This is a genomic window from Pseudoduganella plicata (genome assembly GCF_004421005.1).
Classification (GTDB): domain Bacteria; phylum Pseudomonadota; class Gammaproteobacteria; order Burkholderiales; family Burkholderiaceae_D; genus Rugamonas; species Rugamonas plicata.
In genome coordinates, this window is sequence record NZ_CP038026.1 from 3,983,984 (window position 1) to 4,003,475 (window position 19,492).

A 19,492-nucleotide genomic window follows, 5' to 3' on the forward strand; every position below is an offset into this window, starting at 1 on the left:
AAGGAGCAGCGATGCGATCTGGTGTTCTTGTTCCTGTCCTGGCGCTCGCCAGCCTGCACGCCGTCGCGGCCGAACCCGTGGGCAGCGGCGCACGCCTTGCGGCGACCTGTACGGCGTGCCACGGCGTCGCCCCTGTCGATGGCAATGCGCTGCCGCCGCTGACGGGACAGTCGCAGCAAGCGCTGCTGGCAAGCCTGCGCGCGTTCAGGGCGGGCACGCGTCCCGCCACGATCATGACGCAGCTGGCCAGGGGTTACACGGATGAGCAGCTGGCGCAGATCGCCGCGTGGTTCGCGGCGCAGCCGGGGGAGAAGCGCAAATGAAGCGCCGCACTTTTCTCCACGCGGGCGGCGCGGCGGCCCTGCTGGCCGGCTGCGCCGCGGTTGCGCCGAAAGCGAAGCCGCATGTCGTCGTGATCGGCGGCGGATACGGCGGCGCCACTGCGGCGAAATATGTACGGCTGTGGAGCGCCGGTGAGATCGACGTCACGCTGGTCGAACCCAATCCCGCCTTCGTCTCGTGCCCGCTGTCGAACCTCGTACTGGGCGGCTCGCGCCGCATCGACGACCTGACGGTGAGCTACGACCGGCTGACAACCCGCCACGGCTTGCGCGTGCTGCGCGACAGCGCGCGCGCCATCGATGCTGGAAAACGCACCGTGCTGCTGTCGGGCGGTACGCAGCTCCGATACGACCGGCTGATCGTCTCTCCCGGCATCGAGTTCCTGCCGGATGCACTGCCGGGCATGGCGGTATCGGGCGCGTACGATGGCGTGCTGCACGCGTGGAAGGCCGGTCCGCAGACGGTGGCGTTGCGCGCGCAGCTTGAAGCGATGCCCGATGGCGGTGTCTATGCGCTGTCGGTGCCGCTGGCGCCATACCGCTGTCCGCCCGGACCTTACGAGCGTGCCTGCCAGGTTGCGTTCTACTTCAGCCGCCATAAGCCCCGCTCCAAGGTACTGCTGCTGGACGCGAACGACGATGTCGTGTCCAAGGGCCCGCTGTTCAGGCGCATCTGGAAGGAGCACTATGCCGGCATCATCGAGTATCGGCCGGGTTTTAAAACGGTCGATGTCGATGCCGGCACGAAGACGGCCATCTCCGAGCTGGGCGAAGCCGTACGCGCCGACGTGCTGAACGTCGTCCCGCCCCACCGCGCCGGCGCCATCGCATCGCAGGCCGGTCTGGCCAACGCGAACGGGCGCTGGTGCGAGGTCGATTTCCTCACGTTTGAATCGACCCAGGCGCCCGGCATCCACGTCATCGGCGACGCCATCCAGACCGCGCCGCTGATGCCCAAGTCCGCGCACATGGCGAACCAGCACGGTAAAGTTTGCGCGGCCGCCGTGGTGGATTTGCTGAGCGGCCGCGCGCCGTACCCGGCGCCGATGCTGACCAACACCTGCTACAGCTTCGTCTCCGACGTGGACGTCATTCACGTCGCCTCCGTGCACGCCTACGATGCGGCGAAGAAGACGCTGCTGGTGGTGCCGGGATCGGGCGGGCTGTCCGCGAAGGAAAGCCCGCTGGAAGGCAGCCATGCGTTCAGCTGGGCAGCCAATATCTGGGCCGATACGCTGGCGTAAGCGCTTGTGCTAACGCAAACGCAGGCGCCCATGCCTGTGTAACCATTGCTTCTCGTAAATCTTTGCGATGCGGGACAATGGACGACTTTCTTCCCTATTACGAGCAGGAGCTGGGCATCCTGCGCCGCGCCACCCAGCAGTTCGGGCGGCAGTTTCCCGACATCGCGGCCGAACTGCTGCTGTCCGGCGGCGAGAGCGGCGACCCGCAGGTGGAGCGCCTGCTGCAGTCGGCCGCGCTGCTCAATGCGCGCGTGGCCCAGCAGCTCGACGACGGGCATGTGCGCTTCACCAGCGCGCTGCTGGAGATGCTGGAATCGCATTATGGCCGCCCGCTGCCCTCGTGCAGCGTGGCGCAGGTGGACTTCGGCGCGCGCGAGACCGCGACGGCGGCAGTTGTGCCGCGCGGGACGGCAGTCAAGGCGCTGGCCGCGCCCGAGTGTCGCTTCCGCACCACGTACGCCGTGGCGATCGCACCGATCGCAATCGCTGAGGCGTGCTTCGTGCCCGGCATCGACGTGCCGGCGGCGCTGGGCGTGCCTTTGCAGGCCGCCTGCGAGCTGCGCATCGTCATCGCCGCCAGTGGCACAAATGGCGCGCTGCAGGACACCGGCATCTCGTCGCTGCGCGTGTATGTCGACGGCGACGGTCCATTGCGCGCAGCCCTGCTGGACGCGATCTTTACCCGCACGCTCTGTGCCTGCGTCGAAGCAGGCAGGCAGTGGCGCATGCTGTCCGCGCTGCCCTGCCGCGCGGTGGGGTATGACGACGATGAAGCGCTGCTGGCGACGGACAGCGAATCGACGTCGGGCCTGCGGCTGTTGACGGAATACTTTGCGTTTCCCGAAAAGTTCGACTTCTTCGATATCGACATCGGGGCCCTGTTGAAGGGCAGCCCGCCCGGCTGTCGCCAAGTCGTGCTGCACCTCGTGCTGCCCGACCTGCGAGACACGGCGGTGCCGCGCCTGCTGCGCGCACTGAGTGCCGCGCATCTGCGCCTTGGCTGCACGCCGATCGTCAATCTGTTCGACGATGCGCCGGCGCCGATCCGGGTGGCCGCACCGCAGCGCGGGTGCCCGCTGGCGGCGGACGGCGATGGCCGGGACATCTACAGTATCGATGCGGTCAGCCTGCAGTATCGCCACAACGGGCGCAGTGCCAGCGTGGATCTTGCGCCGTTTCACAGCCTGCGGCACACGCAAGGCCAGCAATACTGGCTGGCGCGCAGTGTCGAGACGATCCTGGGCACGGAGCGGACGCTGTTCTTTGTCGACGCCGACCAGACGCCGCTCGAGATCGAGGAAGGGTTTGCGCATGTGCGGCTGACGTGCACGAACGGCAGCGTGCCCGCATCGATCCGGTACGGCGCCACGGACGGCGATCTCACCTGCGAGCACGTGGCCGGCGGCTGGCCGATCCGCATGCTGCGCCAGCCGACGCCACCGGGCCGTGCGGCGAGCCAGCGCGGCGCACACTGGAAGGTCATCGCGGCCTTGTCGCCCAATTACCACGCGCTGACGAACGAAGGTCTGCCAGAGCTGCTGGCCACGCTGCGGTTGCACGCACCGCCGAACAGTGCCATCGCCAGGCGCCAGCTGGCCGGCATCGTCGGCCTGTCCCACCACGCGACGGCGGCGTGGCTGCCGTTTGCCCGCGGCGCGTCCTACCTGCACGGCATCGAAATTCACGTCACCCTGGACGAAGAAGCCTTCGGCGAACGCAGCATCCACGCCTTCGCGCAGGTGCTGGACCGTTTCTTTGCCTACTACGTCCACAGCACCAGCTTTACGCGGCTGGTCGTCCTGTCCGCCGCGACCGGCCAGGAGCGGCTGCGTTGCGCACCGCGCGCCGGCACCGTACTGCCGATCTGAGGAACTGCAATGAACCTTCACGATACCTTCATCAACCTGCTCGTCGACCACCGCGACCTGCTGACGGACAACCGGCCGGTGCGCCTGCGCGTCGATCACCCCAACATGTTCATGGAAGACGTGCTGCTGCCGCAGCGCGTGCAGGGCAGCGAATCGATCTGCGGCGGTTTCGAATATCGCGTGCTGTGCGTGGCGCTGAACGCCTGTCTGCCGCTGAAGGAATTCATCGCGCTGCCCGCCGCCATCGACTTCGTCACCGACACGGGCAAGCTGCGCACCGTTACCGGCATCATCACGGAAGTGGCGAGCGGCGATAGCGATGGCGGGCTGGCGAGCTACCAGATCGTCATCCGCGATGCGCTGGCCGTGATGGACAAGCGCGTCAACACGCGCGTCTTTCGGAACAAGAACGAGATTGAAATCGTCCAGATCCTGGTGCAGGAGTGGCAGCAGACCAGCCCCGTGCTGGCGACGCAGTTCCGCCTCGAGATCGACTGGCTGATGAAACCGGCAAAATATCCGGCGCGCGAATTCACGATGCAGTACAACGAATCGGACGCCGCCTTCATCCGCCGCCTGCTCAAGCGCCGCGGCATCTGCTGGCACTTCGGCCCGGACGACACCAAGAACTACCTGGCACACCGTCTCGTGCTGTGGGACCACTTCGAAAGCGTGCTGCCCAACGCGGCGGACATGGTGCGCTATCACCGCGACGCGGCCACGGAGGAGCGTGACACCATCACCTCCTGGAACGCCGTGCGCATGCTGCAGGTGGGCAGCGTCAGTCGCCACAGCTGGAACTACAAGGACCCGTACGGTCCGTTCCTGATGAGCATGAACATCGAGAGCCGGGTCACGCAGTGCAACGCCTTGGGCGATATCGGCGTCGCCCTGAACGACTACCAGGTCCTGATGCCGCACGCGGGCGACAACCACGATGACCTGATCGCACTGGGCACGCTGGCGATGAAACGGCACGACCTTGAAACCAAGTGCTTCCAGGGCGAAGGCAGCGTGCGCGATTTCCGCGCCGGCGAATCGTTCAAGCTGACGGGCCATCCCGAAATCGACCGGCATCCGCGCGAGGAACGAGAGTTCGTCATCACGGAACTTCACGTCGCCGCGCAGAACAACCTGCCGAAGGAGCTGGCCAACCGGGTCGAAAAACTGTTCCGGCGCAGCCGCTGGCATAGCGCCGACATGGACGACCTGACCGACAGCGGCCAACGCTCGCGCATCCGCTTTACAGCCATCCGCAAGGGCATCGACATCGTGCCGGCCTTCGACGCCCGCACCGACCTGCCGCGCGTGCACATGCAGACCGCGATGGTGGTGGGACCGGAAAACGAGGAGGTGCATTGCGATGAACTGTACCGCGTACGCATCCGCATCCCCGGCACGCGTGAAGCGGATCACGCCCACAGCGACGGCAGGAACGGCGCCTCCGGCACCGACCGCGATTCGGCCTGGGTGCGCGTCGCCACCAACTGGGCCGGCGAAGGGCCGCACAGCGGCAAGCAATGCGGCACGGTGAGCCTGCCGCGCGTCGGCTCGGAAGTGCTGCTGGCTTTCCTGGGCGGCGACCCGGACAAACCCGTCATCGTCGGCCAGCTGTACAACCAGAAGGGCCAACCGCCCGCCTTGAGCACGGCCGGCGGCCTGCCGGGCAACCGCCACCTCTCCGGCATCCGCACCAAAGAGGTCAAGCAGGGCGGCCGCGGCAACCAGCTGCGCTTCGACGACACGAATGGGCAGATCAGCGCGCAGCTGGCCAGCGACCATGGTGAGTCGCAGCTCAATCTCGGGTTTCTTACGCAGCCTCGAAAGGCAGGGTATGCGGAGGTGCGGGGGCAGGGGGCAGAATTAAGGAGCGATCAGAAAGTCGCTGTGCGCGGCGAAGCAGGGCTTCTGCTCACTGCGGAAATCAATGGTGGGCCCGAAGGCAAACAACTAGAGCGCGCCGAGCTAAGTCGGCTGGCAGCAGGAATCGAAAAGCTGTCAGGTCAGCTGGCTAAATTGGCTGAACGGTACGCGCAAGACGAACCGATGGGTGGCGAGCTCAAGGCGCTAGTAGAAGGACTCAAGCAACTGGACGAGGCCGGCAGCCGGATGGTCGCGTTGAGTGGACCCGACGGCATTGTCGCCACCAGTGGGCAGGCGCTGGCACTGGGCGCCGCTACCGACATCGATCTGGTCAGTAGTGAACAGATGCGACTGTCCGCAGCCGGCAGCACCGCGGTACGGGCCGCGAAAGGCGTGAGCGTCTTTACCAACCAGGGCGGCGTCAAAGTAACTGCCGCTGGCGGCAAAGTCCAGGTGCAAGCCCAGAACGATGCCCTGGAGCTCCTCGCACGCAAGGTTCTCGACATTATTAGCACCACGGACTGGATCAATATCAAGGCCAAGCAGGGCGTGCGGATCAATGGTGGGGGCAGCGAACTGGTGCTGAGTGCCGACGGTATCAAAGGCTACACGAGCGGTAAGAGCGAGATGCACGCGGCGGATCATCAGACGATGAAGGGGCAGGCAAAAAAGGCCACTTTCCCTGGCGCGGATGCTTGTGAATTGCAGGCCAAGGGCGCGGCGGAATCCGGAGCCGCGGTCGTTCCGCTGAAGAGAGGAAAACATGGCACTTGAGCCCTTCAACCATACCGACGGATTCCTCACGGAAGGTTATCTGTTAATTGAAGCTGCAAATCTACAGAGTAATCAGCTGGAGCGGTTGCCGCAATTGACTTCCTGTGCGCCGGTCGCCTTTGCAAACGACACAGTCTTGGCGCCCAGATTATTGTGCTTGGACGCCATAGGAGCTGAAGGTAGGGAGATAGTTACTGAATTGCTCGGCTCCGCGACCGAGCCGCACTGTCCAACAGTCGTTTGTGCTTGGCTGAAAACTCAGGCATCTGTCGAAATGCTCAGCAGCAGCATTGCAAAGTTCCTGATTGGCCGCGGCCCGCTCGGAGATCGGGTCTTCTGGCGCTACTACGACCCACGTGTATTTGCGCTGATGGCTTTCATCTTCGGCGAAGAACAAAGGCGCGCCATTCTTGGGCCGATTGAAACCTGGGCCTTTCCTTGGCGACGGCGGTGGTGGCAGCTCCCGACATGCATGTGTCCCACGGAGACTCTAAATGATGTCGAGATCGGGTGGCCGAGCGCAGACCAGTGGGACGTATTGCAATGGAGCGCGCAGATTAATCAACTGCACATGCGTCTGGATGACGTAGAGCCAATCCCGGTTGAATCAAATGTAGAGGGTATAGGCGCGTCCATACGCCATTTCAGCGAAGCTTTTACCTACTGGAACCTGAACGACGTTAGCCAGCGCTGCGAATTCGCCTATCTGTCGAGCAAATACGGTAAGGCTTTCCGCGACCATATCAATTTAGCAGGTACATGGCAGCTCATGCGTACTAAGCAAGTGAGCTGGCAGGATCTTCTTGCCTGCCTGAGTGACCAGGATTTCCGCCATCTAGAGCGGTATAGAACGGGAAGGGTACAACATGACTAGGGCGAACTGTAGCTATTGTGGGCGTAAGGGCATACCGCTTTATCCCGTCCGCTATGCAGTGGCCTGCCCCAACGGAGCCGCTGCTGTGCCGGAACTTTCGGGGGATTTCAAAATTGTTGACGCACCTGTGCAGATAGGCGGCGCTCGCTACACATTGCGGTCTCTTCGGACCGGCTATTTGTACACCTACGAAGAAAAGCGAAAGCGCCTGAAGGGCTATATCGTCCTGCCAAAGGGGGGGCTCTGGAATTTCCCCGTCGAGTACCCACCCAACTTCGACGCTGGATATCTACCTGAACGCTGCCTCGATCCTGTGGATATTTCGCTCTCCCATTGCATCGACGTTGAGCCGTTTGAATGCGAGCTCATCGGTAACGTGTGGATAGGGTGGTCCAATACCGCATGGACACCAAATCTCATCGCGAAACTCAAAGACAATGCTTGGCGGCGAAAACACATGCGATGCATCGACGTCGACGCAATGATGAGTGGTGGCACTGCTCACACCGCGGAATTTGACAGCGCTATCGGGAAGATTCCGCACTTTTCCACAAGGTTGAGCGATATGGCGAAGGCCTTCGCATACAGCAACTCAGATGTGAAACGCGAGTTAAGCCTACGTAACTGGGGCGCGCGTATCTCAAGCAATATGAGGAAATTGCGTCCGCAGGGTGGCTTCGTGGTCGCGGTAAACGACCCTGTCGGTATCACCAATGACCTCAGCGAGCTGACGTGTCCGACACGCCACTCTGGGTTCGATGAAGTCGCATATCGCGCACAGATGTGCCTGGACTTGATCGGCGCCATCGAGCATAGCGTCCGTGCGGAGGCGCGTGCTGATGCGCGGATTCTGGAGGAAATCGATAAAACGGCCGAGACGCGCGGTGATATATCGGAAGGCGAAGCGGCAGCAAAGCTATGGGAAATCATTAAAGCCGGTGGGCAGAGGAAGTACGAAGCCAGGCGAGACCAGGATAAGAGAAAGTATGGAGAAGCGCAGGCTGGACGGTTGCGAGCTGCCGAAGATCGTGCATGGCGGGACTTCAGCACGAATGTCAGCGGCGAAAATATTCTTGACGAGACAAGAATAAAGCAACATCCACAAGACTTGCAGAGAGCGGTAAAGAATTTTGAGGCACGAGGTCTCATGCTGGCTCAAGCACATAGCGGATGGCTTACCAGTGTACAGTTGGCCGATTGGATGGACGGTGTGCATGATTCGAGCGATATCAGAAGCGGTTTTGCTTATCGCGAATCCTTAGCCCAGTGTATTGGAAAAGGTGTAGCTACCGTCGCGTGCGAAAGTGTGTTAAGGGCTTGGCTTGATAAGACGGATGCAACTGATACTCGCAATCTATACGTAAGGGCGCTGCTCTTCAATTACACTGAAATTCTCGATGCAGCTGGCCCACAACTGATGTTCACCGACGTAAAAATAAAGTATCTGCAGAGCATCTATAAAGGGGCGTTAAAAAAACTTAAGAAAGGCGAAGAAATCCGGCTGGTTGACCGCTTGGTGTGGGCGACTACTAATATTTTATGCGATGTGTTGACAAAGAAGTCAACTCCCGCGATGCGTGGCATCACGATCGCTAGTTTGTCCATACTGGGAAGAGCCACGATTACCCCCTACAACAGGTCGCTCGACAATCTTTCCAAGGAAATTATCGCAGTGGCGAAAGCCAACGGTGTGGTGTTCGACAAACCCTTTGTACATATTAATTCAGCTTCTCGTACAGTGGCAAAAACTGTACGCTTGGAGTACGAAGCTGATCCGACGGTCTGCAGGTACCAGTTGGATATTGAGCAGATTACGAAAGATAAAAACGTTACTACATCCTCGGTCAGGTCTGTACGCATTATGGGATATGAAACATTAAAGAAATGGCTGAGCTCTAGCGACTTTAATGTCGGATCGGTGGCAGTAGTAATACAGCTTGCCAATCTTGGGCTCTACGGCAGGGACTTCGGGAAAGGGGATTCATTCGATCGAGGCAAGGATGCAGCTAAAGTAGCATCTGCAGCGATTAGCTTTGTCGGCGCCACGGTTGAGGCGGTCGGGACGTGCTTGGATAAAGCTCCGCAACATCCGCTGTCGACATTTATTTATGAGCATTGGACCGTTATTAAGACATCTAACGTGGGTAAAATCGTTACCTCAGGGAAGGCCCTTGGGGCTATTGGGGGATTTTGAATGCCTCTATTGATGTGGTAAATGGATGCAGCGCCTTTTCAGAGGAAGACTTTTTGTTGGCCGGTCTATATGGCGTCAGCGCTTTGCTGGGTGGGTCGCTTTCGCTGGCAGGATTCTGGATGTCAGCCGTCATCTTCTGGCACTTGTTTGTTGCGGCTATCGTGCTGGGAATAATAATAGGCATATTAAAGAAACCTCCGCTAAAGAAGTGGATGGAGCGGTGCTTTTTTTCGGCTTCAATTAGTCAATCGAAAATCTATGCGTCGGTGGACGAAGAACTTCAGGCGTACAATTCCATAGTGGGAGCATTTTGATGGATGATAGAATATATCACGCAAAGATCGGTCAGCCAATTCCAGCTTGGGATCTCGCTCATCGTTTGCCATTGCTCGGTAAGGTTGGGCCTGAGTGCAAGGACAGCGCAACGACCTTCCGAATAAATTCTACGTTCATGGAAGTGAGCGATCAGCCAAACATGAACAGGCACCTTTTCGGCATGGGTGTGCTCCTCGCATTGACGTTCACGATAATGTTCGCTGTCACAGCTGTGGCTATGGTGTTTGTAAGCGTTCCTCGTGGTTTCAGCGTAGGGGCTATCTCGGCCATGGCAGTACCTGCAGTGAGCTCCTTGGTTTTCTTATATCTTGGCATCCGATTTGGCCGTGGCGAGTTTTTTTCCTATAGCCGATTTCCAGTCCGCTTCAGCTACGCCGACCAGAAAGTCTATGCGCTCTGTCGCCGTCCATGTCGTCTCTGGGTGCGAGGAAAGCTGAAGCCTGTCGAAACATGCCATTGGGACTCGTCATCGATTTTTTGTGTCCATCGGGAGGTTGATGTCCCGATTGATCACTACACCATCCGGTGCTACCGAACTGACAACGATGGCATCGTCACCGGCGCCTTTACGATCGGGCGTGACTGGGACGGTATTGAAGGCCTGGGCGAACTTCTGGCGCAGTGGAATTACTGGTGCTGCTATATGAATCAAGGCCCAGCCGCAGTGCCTAAACCCGTTCTGTTTTTGCCCACGAACGAGACTCCGCACGAGTCTTTCCTGTATTGCGTCTACGCGACGGACTTCAACGCAAGCCCGGGCTTCCGGATCGCGTTCCTGCCCATGTTCATATTGCTGGCGATTCCTCGCATTCTGGCTTTATGGACGAGCCGCGAGCCAGTCTGGCCCGACGAGATAGCCCGCCGGTGTGAAGTCGATCCGGACGATCCGTTCGATGAGCCGAGAGGTGACACGCCCGTTGGGTGGCATGCGACCACGATGTCGAAAGTTGCTGGACGTTATCCGACCGATCTGAGGCGTCCAACGGAAGGGTGGGCAGGTGACACGAATTGCAGGGCGAACGCCCTGCGTTGGGCGGAAGACGTTGTTAAGCCGGTCGTTCCTGTTCCGGCGCAGCGTGCATGTCGAGTGTGATTTGATATGGATGAGCTATGGATCTGACAGGAGACCATATGAAAGACAGCAAAGGCAGGGGCGTCGTTCGCCTCGGCGATAAAACCAGCCATGGTGGTAAAGTCATCTCCGCTTGTTCAGACTTCAAGGTGTTAAACAAGGCGGTGGTGCTTCAGGGCGACAAGGTGGTGTGCCCGAAGTGCAAAGGTACGTTTCCGATTCAGCCAAAGAAGGGCGACCGCACGCACGATGGCAAGCTCGTTGCATACGATGGCGATAAGGCGGTATGCGGTGCGAAACTGCTGTCATCGATTCAATAGCCGCTGTTCACGCACCATAAAAACGCTAACAGTGTGAACAAAAAAAAGCCAACCGCGCAGGTTGGCTTTCTCGTCAGGCACGAATCGGCAGCTTAAACGTCAATATTCCCCGCCCGCAGCGCATTCGACTCGATAAAGTTCCGGCGCGGCTCGACATCGTCGCCCATCAAGGTCGTGAAGATCTGGTCCGCGGCGATCGCGTCTTCGATCTGCACTTTCAGCAGGCGGCGCACCGTCGGGTCCATCGTCGTTTCCCACAGCTGGTCGGGGTTCATCTCGCCCAGACCTTTGTAGCGCTGCTTCGAGACCGTGCGTTCGGCTTCGTCGCGCAGCCATTGCATGGCGTGGTGGAAGTCGACGACGGCCGATTCCTTCGTGCGCTCGCCTTCGCCGCGGCGGATCAGGGCGCCTTCGCCGATCAGGCCCGTGAACGTCTCGGCCGCCTTAGCAAGCACGGCGTAGTCGGAGCCGCCCACGAAGTCGGCGTCGATCGTACTGACCTTGACGTTACCGTGGTGCATACGCTCGATCCACAGCATGTGCTTTTCCGACATCTCGTCGGAGCGCACGGAGACCGTCACGCTGCCGTCGTTGACGTTGTCGGCCAGGGCCTGCGCCGAGGCGCGGGCCGCGTCGACGGTGGACAGGTCCAGCTTCACGCCCGTCATGATGGCTGTCAGCGCGGCGCGGTCGATCACGCGCGTCAGGCGCATCATGACGGCGTTGGCCAGGTTGTACTGGCGCGCCAGTTCGCCCAGCGGCTCGCCCGTGATCGGGTCGGCGCCTTCGCGCGGCGTCAGCACGGCCGTGTTCAGCGCCACCGTCATCATGTACGTCGCTTCTTCCAGGTCGTCCTTCAGGTAGCGCTCGTCGCGGCCGGCCTTGACCTTGTACAGCGGCGGCTGGGCGATGTAGATGTGCCCACGCTCGACCAGCTGCGGCATCTGGCGGTAGAACAGCGTCAGCAGCAGCGTGCGGATGTGGGCGCCGTCGACGTCCGCGTCGGTCATGATGATGATGCGGTGGTAGCGCAGCTTGTCGGCGTTGAATTCGTCCGGTCCGATCGACGTGCCGAGTGTGGCGATCAGGGTCGTGATCTGCTCGGACGACAGCATCTTCTCGAAGCGCGCCTTTTCCACGTTCAGCACCTTGCCGCGCAGCGGCAGGATCGCCTGGAACTTGCGGTCGCGGCCTTGCTTGGCCGAGCCGCCTGCGGAGTCACCCTCGACGATATACAGTTCGGACAGCGCCGGGTCCTTTTCCTGGCAGTCGGCCAGCTTGGCCGACAGGCCAAGGCCGTCCATGACGCCCTTGCGGCGTGTCAGGTCGCGGGCCTTCCGGGCCGCTTCGCGGGCGCGTGCCGCTTCGACGATCTTGCCGCAGATGATTTTCGCATCGTTCGGCTTCTCCATCAGGAAGTCCGTCAGCGTCTTCGCCACGATTTCTTCCACCGGGCCGCGCACTTCGGACGACACCAGCTTGTCTTTCGTCTGCGACGAGAACTTCGGCTCCGGCACTTTGACGGACAGCACGCACGTGAGACCTTCGCGCATGTCGTCGCCGGCGATTTCGACTTTCGCCTTTTTCGCGAAGTCGTTCTCGTCGATATACTTGTTGATCACGCGGGTCATCGCGGCGCGCAGGCCGGTCAGGTGGGTGCCGCCGTCGCGCTGCGGGATGTTATTGGTGAAGCACAGCACCTGCTCGTTGAACGCGTCGTTCCATTGCATCGACACGTCCACGGAGATGGTCGTGTTCTGGTCGGACTGGCGCTCGCCGGTGGCCTGAAAGACCGTCGGGTGCAGCACGTTCTTGGCCTTGTTGATGTATTCGACGAAGCCGCGCGTGCCGCCTTCGAAGGCGAAGACTTCTTCCTTGCCGTTGCGCTGGTCGGACAGCTTGATGTTGACGCCGTTATTCAGGAACGAGAGTTCGCGAATACGCTTGGCCAGGATCTCGTAGTGGAACTCCACGTGCGTGAAGATTTCCTCGTCGGCCCAGAAGTGCACGTCGGTGCCGCGCTTGTCGGTGTCGCCGATGACCTTGATGGGCGAGACCAGCACGCCGTCGCGCGTTTCGAGCTGGCGGTCCTGCGGCACGCCGCGCACGAATTCCATCTGGTGCACCTTGCCGTCGCGGCGGATCGTCACGCGCAGCAGTTTCGACAGCGCGTTCACGCACGAGACGCCCACGCCGTGCAGGCCGCCGGACACCTTGTACGAGTTCTGGTCGAACTTGCCGCCGGCGTGCAGTTCCGTCAGCACGATCTCGGCCGCCGAGCGCTTCGGCTCGTGCTTGTCGTCCATTTTGAGGCCGACGGGGATGCCGCGCCCGTTGTCGGTGATCGAGATCGAGTTATCGGAGTGGATCGTGACGTGGATTTCGGTGCAGTGCCCGGCCAGCGATTCGTCGATCGAGTTGTCCAGCACCTCGAACACGAGGTGATGCAGACCGGTGCCGTCCGAGGTATCACCGATGTACATGCCGGGGCGCTTGCGGACTGCCTCCAGACCCTCGAGGATCTGGATCGACGATGCGCCGTACTCTTCCTGTTTTGCCGGGATTTGTGGTGCGTTCTGGCTTTCGGACATGGACTACTTTCTCAATTAACTTGTCTGTTTGAATCGTGAACTGCGTATGGCTGGCCAACCCGCTGGCGGATCAGATCCGCATCGGCATCACGACGTATTTGAAGTCGGGGTTTTCCGGGATCGAGATCAGCGCCGACGAATTGGAGTCGCCCAGCGAGACGTTGACCTGATCGCACTTCAGGTTGTTCAGCACGTCCAGCAGGTACGTGACGTTGAAGCCGATGTCGATGTTGTCGCCGCCGTAGTCGATTTCCAGTTCCTCGACCGCTTCTTCCTGGTCCGCGTTGGTCGACGAGATCTTCAGCGAGCCGGGGCTGATGATGCAGCGCACGCCCTTGAACTTATCGCTCGTCATGATGGCGGCGCGCTGCAGGGAGCGCAGCAGCTCGTCGCGGCTGATCGTGAAGTCGTTCTTGTAGCCCTTCGGGATCACGCGCGTGTAGTCGGGGAATTTGCCCTCGACCAGCTTCGAGATCAGTTCGATGTCCGTGAAGCCCAGCTTGACCTGGTTGGCGGCGATGTCCAGCTGGACCGGCTCGTCGTTCTCTTCCAGGAGGCGCTGCAGCTCGATGATCGTCTTGCGCGGGATGATGACTTCCTGGCGCTCGAATGCCTGCTCGGTTTTGACCTGGCAGAAGGCGAGGCGGTGGCCGTCGGTGGCCACGGCGATGACGTTCTCGCCGTCCAGCACCAGCAGCAGACCATTGAGGTAGTAGCGGATGTCCTGCTGGGCCATCGAGAAGTGGACCATGTTGAACAGGTGCTTCAGCGTCTTTTGCGGCAGCGTGAACGACGCGTTGAAGGCTTCCGCCTCCTGCACGGTCGGGAATTCCTCGGCGGCCAGCGTCTGCAGCGCAAAGCGCGATTTGCCGCTTTGTACCGTCAGGCGCTTGTTCAGGAGCGTCATCGTCACGTCGCCCGATTCGGGCAGCGCGCGCAGGATGTCGAGCAGCTTGCGCGCCGCGACGGTGGTACCCGCGACTTCCTCGTTCGCGCCGATGTTCGCATTGGTCGTGATCTGCACTTCCGTATCGGTGGACAGGAACGAGACGGCTTCGCCTTCCTTGCGGATGAGGATATTGGCCAGAATCGGCATAGTGTGCCGACGCTCGACAATACCGCTCACGATCTGCAGTGGCCGGAGCAGCGTATCTCGGGTGGTTTTGACCAGTTGCATAGATATCCTCGATAAAAATTAATGGCTAGACTGAGTTGTAATGCTAATTGCTGGGGGCGCAGTTGCAAAGGCCGAGGCGGCGCTCCAGGATGGCTGGGGTCAGACGGGGACGCCTGGTCCCGGCGGGTCTGACCCCGTCCGGTCATCCCTTGAGAGTCTGCTCCAGCACGTGCAGTTCATGGTTGCACTCCGGGTTCTTGGTGCGGTCCTGCGCGATCTTCCTTACCGCGTGCAGCACGGTGGTGTGATCGCGCCCGCCAAAGAGCTCGCCGATCTCCGGCAGGCTCTTTTGCGTCAGCTCCTTGGCCAGGTACATCGCGATCTGGCGCGGCCGCGCGATGTTCGCCGGCCGGCGCTTCGAATACATGTCCGCGACCTTGATGTTGAAGAAGTCCGCGACCGTCTTCTGGATGTTCTCCACGCTGATCTGGCGGTTCTGCACCGACAGCAGATCCTTCAGCGCTTCCTTGACGATGTCGATCGAGATGTCCTTGCCGTGGAAGCGCGAGTACGCGAGGATCTTGCGCAGCGCCCCTTCCAGTTCGCGCACGTTCGAGCGCAGGTGCTTGGCCACGAAGAACGCCACGTCGTCGGACAAGGTCACGCCTTCCGACTTCGCTTTTTTAAGCAGGATCGCCACGCGCATTTCCAGCTCCGGCGGCTCGATCGCCACCGTCAGGCCTGAGTCGAAGCGCGAGATCAGGCGGTCGTCCATGCCCGTGATCTCTTTCGGATACGTGTCCGACGTGATGATGATCTGCTTCTTCGCCGCGATCAGCGCCTCGAACGCATAGAAGAACTCTTCCTGCGTGCGGCTCTTCCCGCCGAAGAACTGAATATCGTCGATCAGCAGCATGTCGAGCGAATGGTAGTAGTGCTTGAAGTCGTCGAAGCCCTTGCGCTGGTACGCCGTCACCACGTCGCGCACATACTGCTCGGCGTGGATGTAGCGGATGCGCGCGCCCGGTTGATCCGCCATCACCTGGTTGCCGATCGCATGGATCAAGTGGGTCTTGCCGAGGCCCACGCCGCCGTAGAAGAACAGCGGGTTGTACGACACGCCCGGATTGTTCGCCACCTGGATCGCGGCGGCGCGCGCCAGCTGGTTGGCCTTACCGGTCACGAAGCTGTCGAACGTCAGGTCCGTGTTGATGCGGCTTTGCTCGCGGCCGCGCGCGTTGGCGAAGTCGTTGGCCGGGCTCGGTGGCGCCGGCGGCATGTCGCCCATGCGGATATCGCCGGAGCGCACATCCTGCGCGGCTGCCGGCGCGGCGCCGTTGGCGGCACTGTTGCCGGTGCCGCCGCCGATGCCGCCGTTGACGGTGGGCGGCGAGACTTTGCGGCCCGGGTTGGTGCGCGGATCGAGGACGAACTGCACCTCCGTCGGCGCCTCCCAGTATTGCGATGCAAGGGCGGTGATGCGACTGGCGAACTGGGTCTTCACCCAGTCGAGCTTGAAGCGATTGGGCGCAGCAATGCGCAGCTTGCCGTTCTCGTAATCGAGCGGCACAAGCGGTTTAATCCACGCGCTGAATTGTTGCGGCGTCAGCTCCAGTTCCAGTTGGGCGGAACAGGTCTGCCAGAAATTTTCCATGAATCGTCTATCTAAAAGCAAAGGGAGGGCACCGGCCCCGATCAACCTGCTGCGCGTCATGCCGCGCCGCCGCAAAGCGGCCGCGACAATGGCTGGCGCACGCGGCAGGGGCGTCAACCGCCCGAAAACTGCCGCGTGTGCCGTTGCCGTTCCGGCGCCGCCGGGCCTTACTGCTGAGCCCAGCCTGCGCTTCCCGGCAACATGTGCCACGCTTGCAACGGTTTCGCGAAACCTCCTGCGCGCCACACGTAACACGCTATTCTAACTCCGAACCCAACAAGTTATCCACAGGGTTGTTCCAAATTTTGCGTAAACTGCGTGCCGACAGCGGGGGACAAGCGTCCGTTGGCTGTTGACAAGCACCTTCCAAATGCTGATAATTCAGGGTTCCCCGCCCGTACTCCGTGATTGTTCACTATTTTTCACATTACGATCAGCGCGGATGAAGCGGGCGATGAGATTGGCCAGCTTGTGCCGGACGTGTGGGCATAAGTGCGCGAAATGTCATTGGCACCAATAACTGAAGGGATTGCTGACGTACATGCTGGTTTTCAGCGCTGTGCGACAGGCCCGATTTTGCATTTTTTTGCTTCTTTAGCGAGACCAACATGAAACGTACTTACCAACCTTCCGTCGTGCGTCGCAAGCGCACCCACGGTTTCCGTGCTCGTATGGCTACCCGTGGCGGCCGTCAGGTTCTGAACGCACGCCGTGCAAAAGGCCGCAAGCGTCTGGCTGTATAAGCCAAAGCTTGCTTGCTGAGTGAACAGTCGTTCAAACAGCTCTTCAGGCGAAGGTTCCCACGACTTCGCGCGCGCTCGGCGCATCGTTAAAACGGATGAATTTTCATCCGTTTTTCGTTTGCGCCCGACCCAGAAAAGCGCGCATTTCGTGCTGTACACCCGCCAGAATCAGCTGCCACATGCGCGGCTGGGTGTCGTCGTTGCCAAACGGCTTGCGCCGCGCGCCGTCACGCGCAATACCATCAAACGCGTCACCCGCGAGCTGTTTCGCGTGACCGGCCTGCCGTCCATCGATTGCGTCGTACGCTTGTCGAAGGCGGTCAACACCAAGGCCGGCCCGGCAACGACGGCAAAGCTGAAAGCGGAGCTGCGGGTCGAACTGACACGCCTGTTCGCCGCGCAGGCCGCCGTGCATGCCAGGGGACGCCAATGAAAACCCTGCTGTCATGGCTGCTGCGGGCTTACCAGGTCACCCTCAGTCCGCTGCTGGGACCACGCTGCCGCTTCTATCCCAGCTGCTCCAATTATGCGATCGAGGCGCTGCGCGTTCATGGCGCGGGCCGGGGCAGCTGGCTTGCCGCACGCCGCATCTGCCGCTGCCACCCGTGGCATCCGGGCGGGTTCGATCCCGTCCCGCCGCGGCAGTCTTCAACAACCGCTTGCGGTTGCAACCACTCCTGATTTGACCCAATGGATATCAACAAACGCACAATCCTGTGGATCGTCTTCGCTGTTTCGCTGGTCGCCCTGTGGAACGAGTGGATGATCTCGTCCGGCCAGCCCTCGATGTTCTCGCCGGCGAAGACCGCGACCACCGGCGCCAAGCCGGCCAACGCCAATAACGGCCTGCCGGCGCCGACCGGTACGGCCACCGTGGCCGGCGCCGCCGCCGTGCCGGGTACCGCCGCACCGTTCAAGAGCGAGGTCGTCACGATCACGACGGACGTCTTCAAGGTCGACATCGACACCCTGGGTGGCCAGATCAAGCGCCTGGAGCTGCTGAAGTTCAAGGACGGCATCGACCAGACCCGCAACCAGCTGCTGTTCCAGCAAGGCGGCAACGGCCGCGTGTACCTGGCGCAGTCGGGTCTCGTCGGCGCCGCCGGCCTGCCGAACCACAATTCCGGCTTCACCGTTCGTCCGGGTCCGCGCACGCTGGATGCGTCCGGCCAGGTGCAAGTGGTGCTGGATGCGGAGCAGAATGGCGTCAGGCTGACCAAGACGTTCACGTTCCGCCGCGGCGATTACGTCATCGACATGCGCCACGACGTGACCAACATCGGTGCCGCGCCTGTGAAACCGGAGCTGTACATGCAGCTGGTCCACGACGGCAACACGCCGGAAGGTTCGTCCTGGTTCAACTCGAGCTACACGGGACCGACCTTGTACACGGACGCCGACAAGTACCAGAAGCTCACCTTCGACAAGGTCGAGAAGGAAGACGCGGCCAAGCGTGAAAACCCGAATGCGCTGCCGGGCCACCCGACCAAGGCGGACAACGGCTGGGTCGCGATCTCGCAGCACTTCTTCGTCTCCGCACTGGTGCCACAGCCGAAGCAGATGCACGACATCTTCACGCGCAAGGTGGACACGAACACGTACGCCATCGGGGTCGTGCAGCCACTGGGCACGCTGGCGCCGGGCGCCACGGTGTCGAACAGCGCCAAGCTGTTCTCCGGCCCGCAGGACGAGCAGGCGCTGGTCAAGGTGTCGCCGGGCCTGGAGCTGGTCAAGGACTATGGCATGCTGACCATTATCGCCAAGCCGATGTACTGGGTCATGGAGAAGATCCACGACGCGCTGGGCAACTGGGGCTGGACGATCATCGCCTTCACGATCCTGATCAAGCTGATTTTCTTCCCGCTGTCGGCCGCGAGCTATCGCAGCATGGCGCGCATGAAGGTCGTCACGCCGAAGATGACGGCCATCCGCGAACGCCACAAGGGCGATCCGCAGAAGATGAACCAGGCGATGATGGAGCTGTACAAGACCGAGAAGATCAACCCGCTGGGCGGCTGTCTGCCGATCCTCGTGCAGATGCCGATCTTTATCGCCCTGTACTGGGTGCTGAACAGCTCCGTTGAAATGCGCGGCGCGCCGTGGATGGGCTGGATCACCGACCTGACGCGTCCCGACCCGTTCTTCATCCTGCCCGTGCTGTACGCGATCTCGATGTTCGTGACGATGAAGCTGAACCCGCAGCCGGCCGATCCGGCGCAGGCGAAGGTGATGCTGTTCATGCCGCTGATCTTCTCCGTCATGTTCCTGTTCTTCCCGTCCGGCCTCGTGCTGTACTGGGTCGTCAACAACCTGTTCTCGATCGCCCAGCAGTGGGTCATCACGAAGAAGATGGTGCCGAACGCGTAATATGGTGCAGCCGAGCTCGTGTCCATGTCGGGGGCGGAGCAGGGGTTTCGTGGAGCGCAGCTCCATGCCTGCGTAGCGAGTGATGCCATGCATGGCATCACTTCCTTCCACACCTGACCAGGGCACAACCCAGC

The 19,492-nt window shown here is 61.1% G+C and carries 16 protein-coding genes; 13 read left to right on the forward strand and 3 right to left on the reverse strand.

Annotated elements, in window-relative coordinates; translation table 11 throughout:
- Positions 1-11: 11 nt before the first annotated feature.
- From E1742_RS17455 to E1742_RS17495, 9 genes are all read left to right on the forward strand, one after another.
- Positions 12-323, forward strand: a complete 312-nt coding sequence (locus tag E1742_RS17455; RefSeq protein ID WP_229466058.1) for a c-type cytochrome — start codon at positions 12-14, stop codon at positions 321-323.
- Positions 320-1,585 (forward strand): NAD(P)/FAD-dependent oxidoreductase, encoded by a 1,266-nt coding sequence (locus E1742_RS17460; RefSeq protein ID WP_134386243.1) that lies wholly within the window; start codon positions 320-322, stop codon positions 1,583-1,585. The genes E1742_RS17455 and E1742_RS17460 overlap by 4 nt, the downstream gene beginning before the upstream one ends.
- 77 nt (positions 1,586-1,662) lie before the next feature.
- Complete coding sequence (tssF, locus tag E1742_RS17465) at positions 1,663-3,453, forward strand: type VI secretion system baseplate subunit TssF (RefSeq protein ID WP_134386244.1); 1,791 nt, start codon at positions 1,663-1,665, stop codon at positions 3,451-3,453.
- A gap of 9 nt (positions 3,454-3,462) precedes the next feature.
- The gene (locus E1742_RS17470; RefSeq protein WP_134386245.1) at positions 3,463-6,090 is read left to right on the forward strand and encodes a type VI secretion system Vgr family protein; all 2,628 of its coding nucleotides are present in this window, start codon (positions 3,463-3,465) and stop codon (positions 6,088-6,090) included.
- Entirely contained in the window at positions 6,080-6,964 is an 885-nt protein-coding gene (locus E1742_RS17475; protein ID WP_134386246.1) for a DUF4123 domain-containing protein, read from the forward strand. Before E1742_RS17470 ends, E1742_RS17475 begins: the two co-directional genes overlap by 11 nt.
- Positions 6,957-9,158, forward strand: coding sequence for a T6SS effector BTH_I2691 family protein (locus E1742_RS17480; RefSeq protein WP_134386247.1), 2,202 nt, complete (start codon positions 6,957-6,959; stop codon positions 9,156-9,158). Before E1742_RS17475 ends, E1742_RS17480 begins: the two co-directional genes overlap by 8 nt.
- On the forward strand, positions 9,155-9,472 hold the full coding sequence (locus E1742_RS17485; RefSeq protein ID WP_134386248.1) for a hypothetical protein: 318 nt from the start codon (positions 9,155-9,157) through the stop codon (positions 9,470-9,472). Before E1742_RS17480 ends, E1742_RS17485 begins: the two co-directional genes overlap by 4 nt.
- Before the next feature lie 161 nt (positions 9,473-9,633).
- On the forward strand, positions 9,634-10,587 hold the full coding sequence (locus tag E1742_RS17490; protein ID WP_134386249.1) for a DUF6708 domain-containing protein: 954 nt from the start codon (positions 9,634-9,636) through the stop codon (positions 10,585-10,587).
- Between the two features lie 38 nt (positions 10,588-10,625).
- A complete protein-coding gene (locus E1742_RS17495; protein WP_134386250.1) occupies positions 10,626-10,886 on the forward strand; it encodes a PAAR domain-containing protein in 261 nt (86 codons plus the stop codon).
- Between the two features lie 92 nt (positions 10,887-10,978).
- Here E1742_RS17495 and gyrB read toward each other — a convergent pair whose 3' ends face one another.
- From gyrB to dnaA, 3 genes are all read right to left on the reverse strand, one after another.
- A complete protein-coding gene (gene gyrB, locus E1742_RS17500; RefSeq protein WP_134386251.1) occupies positions 10,979-13,477 on the reverse strand; it encodes a DNA topoisomerase (ATP-hydrolyzing) subunit B in 2,499 nt (832 codons plus the stop codon).
- A gap of 70 nt (positions 13,478-13,547) precedes the next feature.
- A complete protein-coding gene (dnaN, locus tag E1742_RS17505; protein WP_134386252.1) occupies positions 13,548-14,654 on the reverse strand; it encodes a DNA polymerase III subunit beta in 1,107 nt (368 codons plus the stop codon).
- A gap of 142 nt (positions 14,655-14,796) precedes the next feature.
- Positions 14,797-16,248, reverse strand: coding sequence for a chromosomal replication initiator protein DnaA (gene dnaA / locus E1742_RS17510; protein WP_134386253.1), 1,452 nt, complete (start codon positions 16,246-16,248; stop codon positions 14,797-14,799).
- Between the two features lie 608 nt (positions 16,249-16,856).
- Here dnaA and rpmH point away from each other — a divergent pair.
- From rpmH to yidC, 4 genes are read left to right on the forward strand one after another with little or no spacing between them, the layout of a single operon-like run.
- Complete coding sequence (gene rpmH, locus E1742_RS17515) at positions 16,857-16,991, forward strand: 50S ribosomal protein L34 (protein ID WP_040378179.1); 135 nt, start codon at positions 16,857-16,859, stop codon at positions 16,989-16,991.
- Between the two features lie 19 nt (positions 16,992-17,010).
- A complete protein-coding gene (rnpA, locus tag E1742_RS17520; protein WP_134386254.1) occupies positions 17,011-17,424 on the forward strand; it encodes a ribonuclease P protein component in 414 nt (137 codons plus the stop codon).
- Positions 17,421-17,672 (forward strand): membrane protein insertion efficiency factor YidD, encoded by a 252-nt coding sequence (gene yidD / locus E1742_RS17525; protein WP_134386255.1) that lies wholly within the window; start codon positions 17,421-17,423, stop codon positions 17,670-17,672. Before rnpA ends, yidD begins: the two co-directional genes overlap by 4 nt.
- Before the next feature lie 9 nt (positions 17,673-17,681).
- Positions 17,682-19,358, forward strand: coding sequence for a membrane protein insertase YidC (gene yidC / locus E1742_RS17530; protein WP_134386256.1), 1,677 nt, complete (start codon positions 17,682-17,684; stop codon positions 19,356-19,358).
- Positions 19,359-19,492 lie beyond the last annotated feature (134 nt).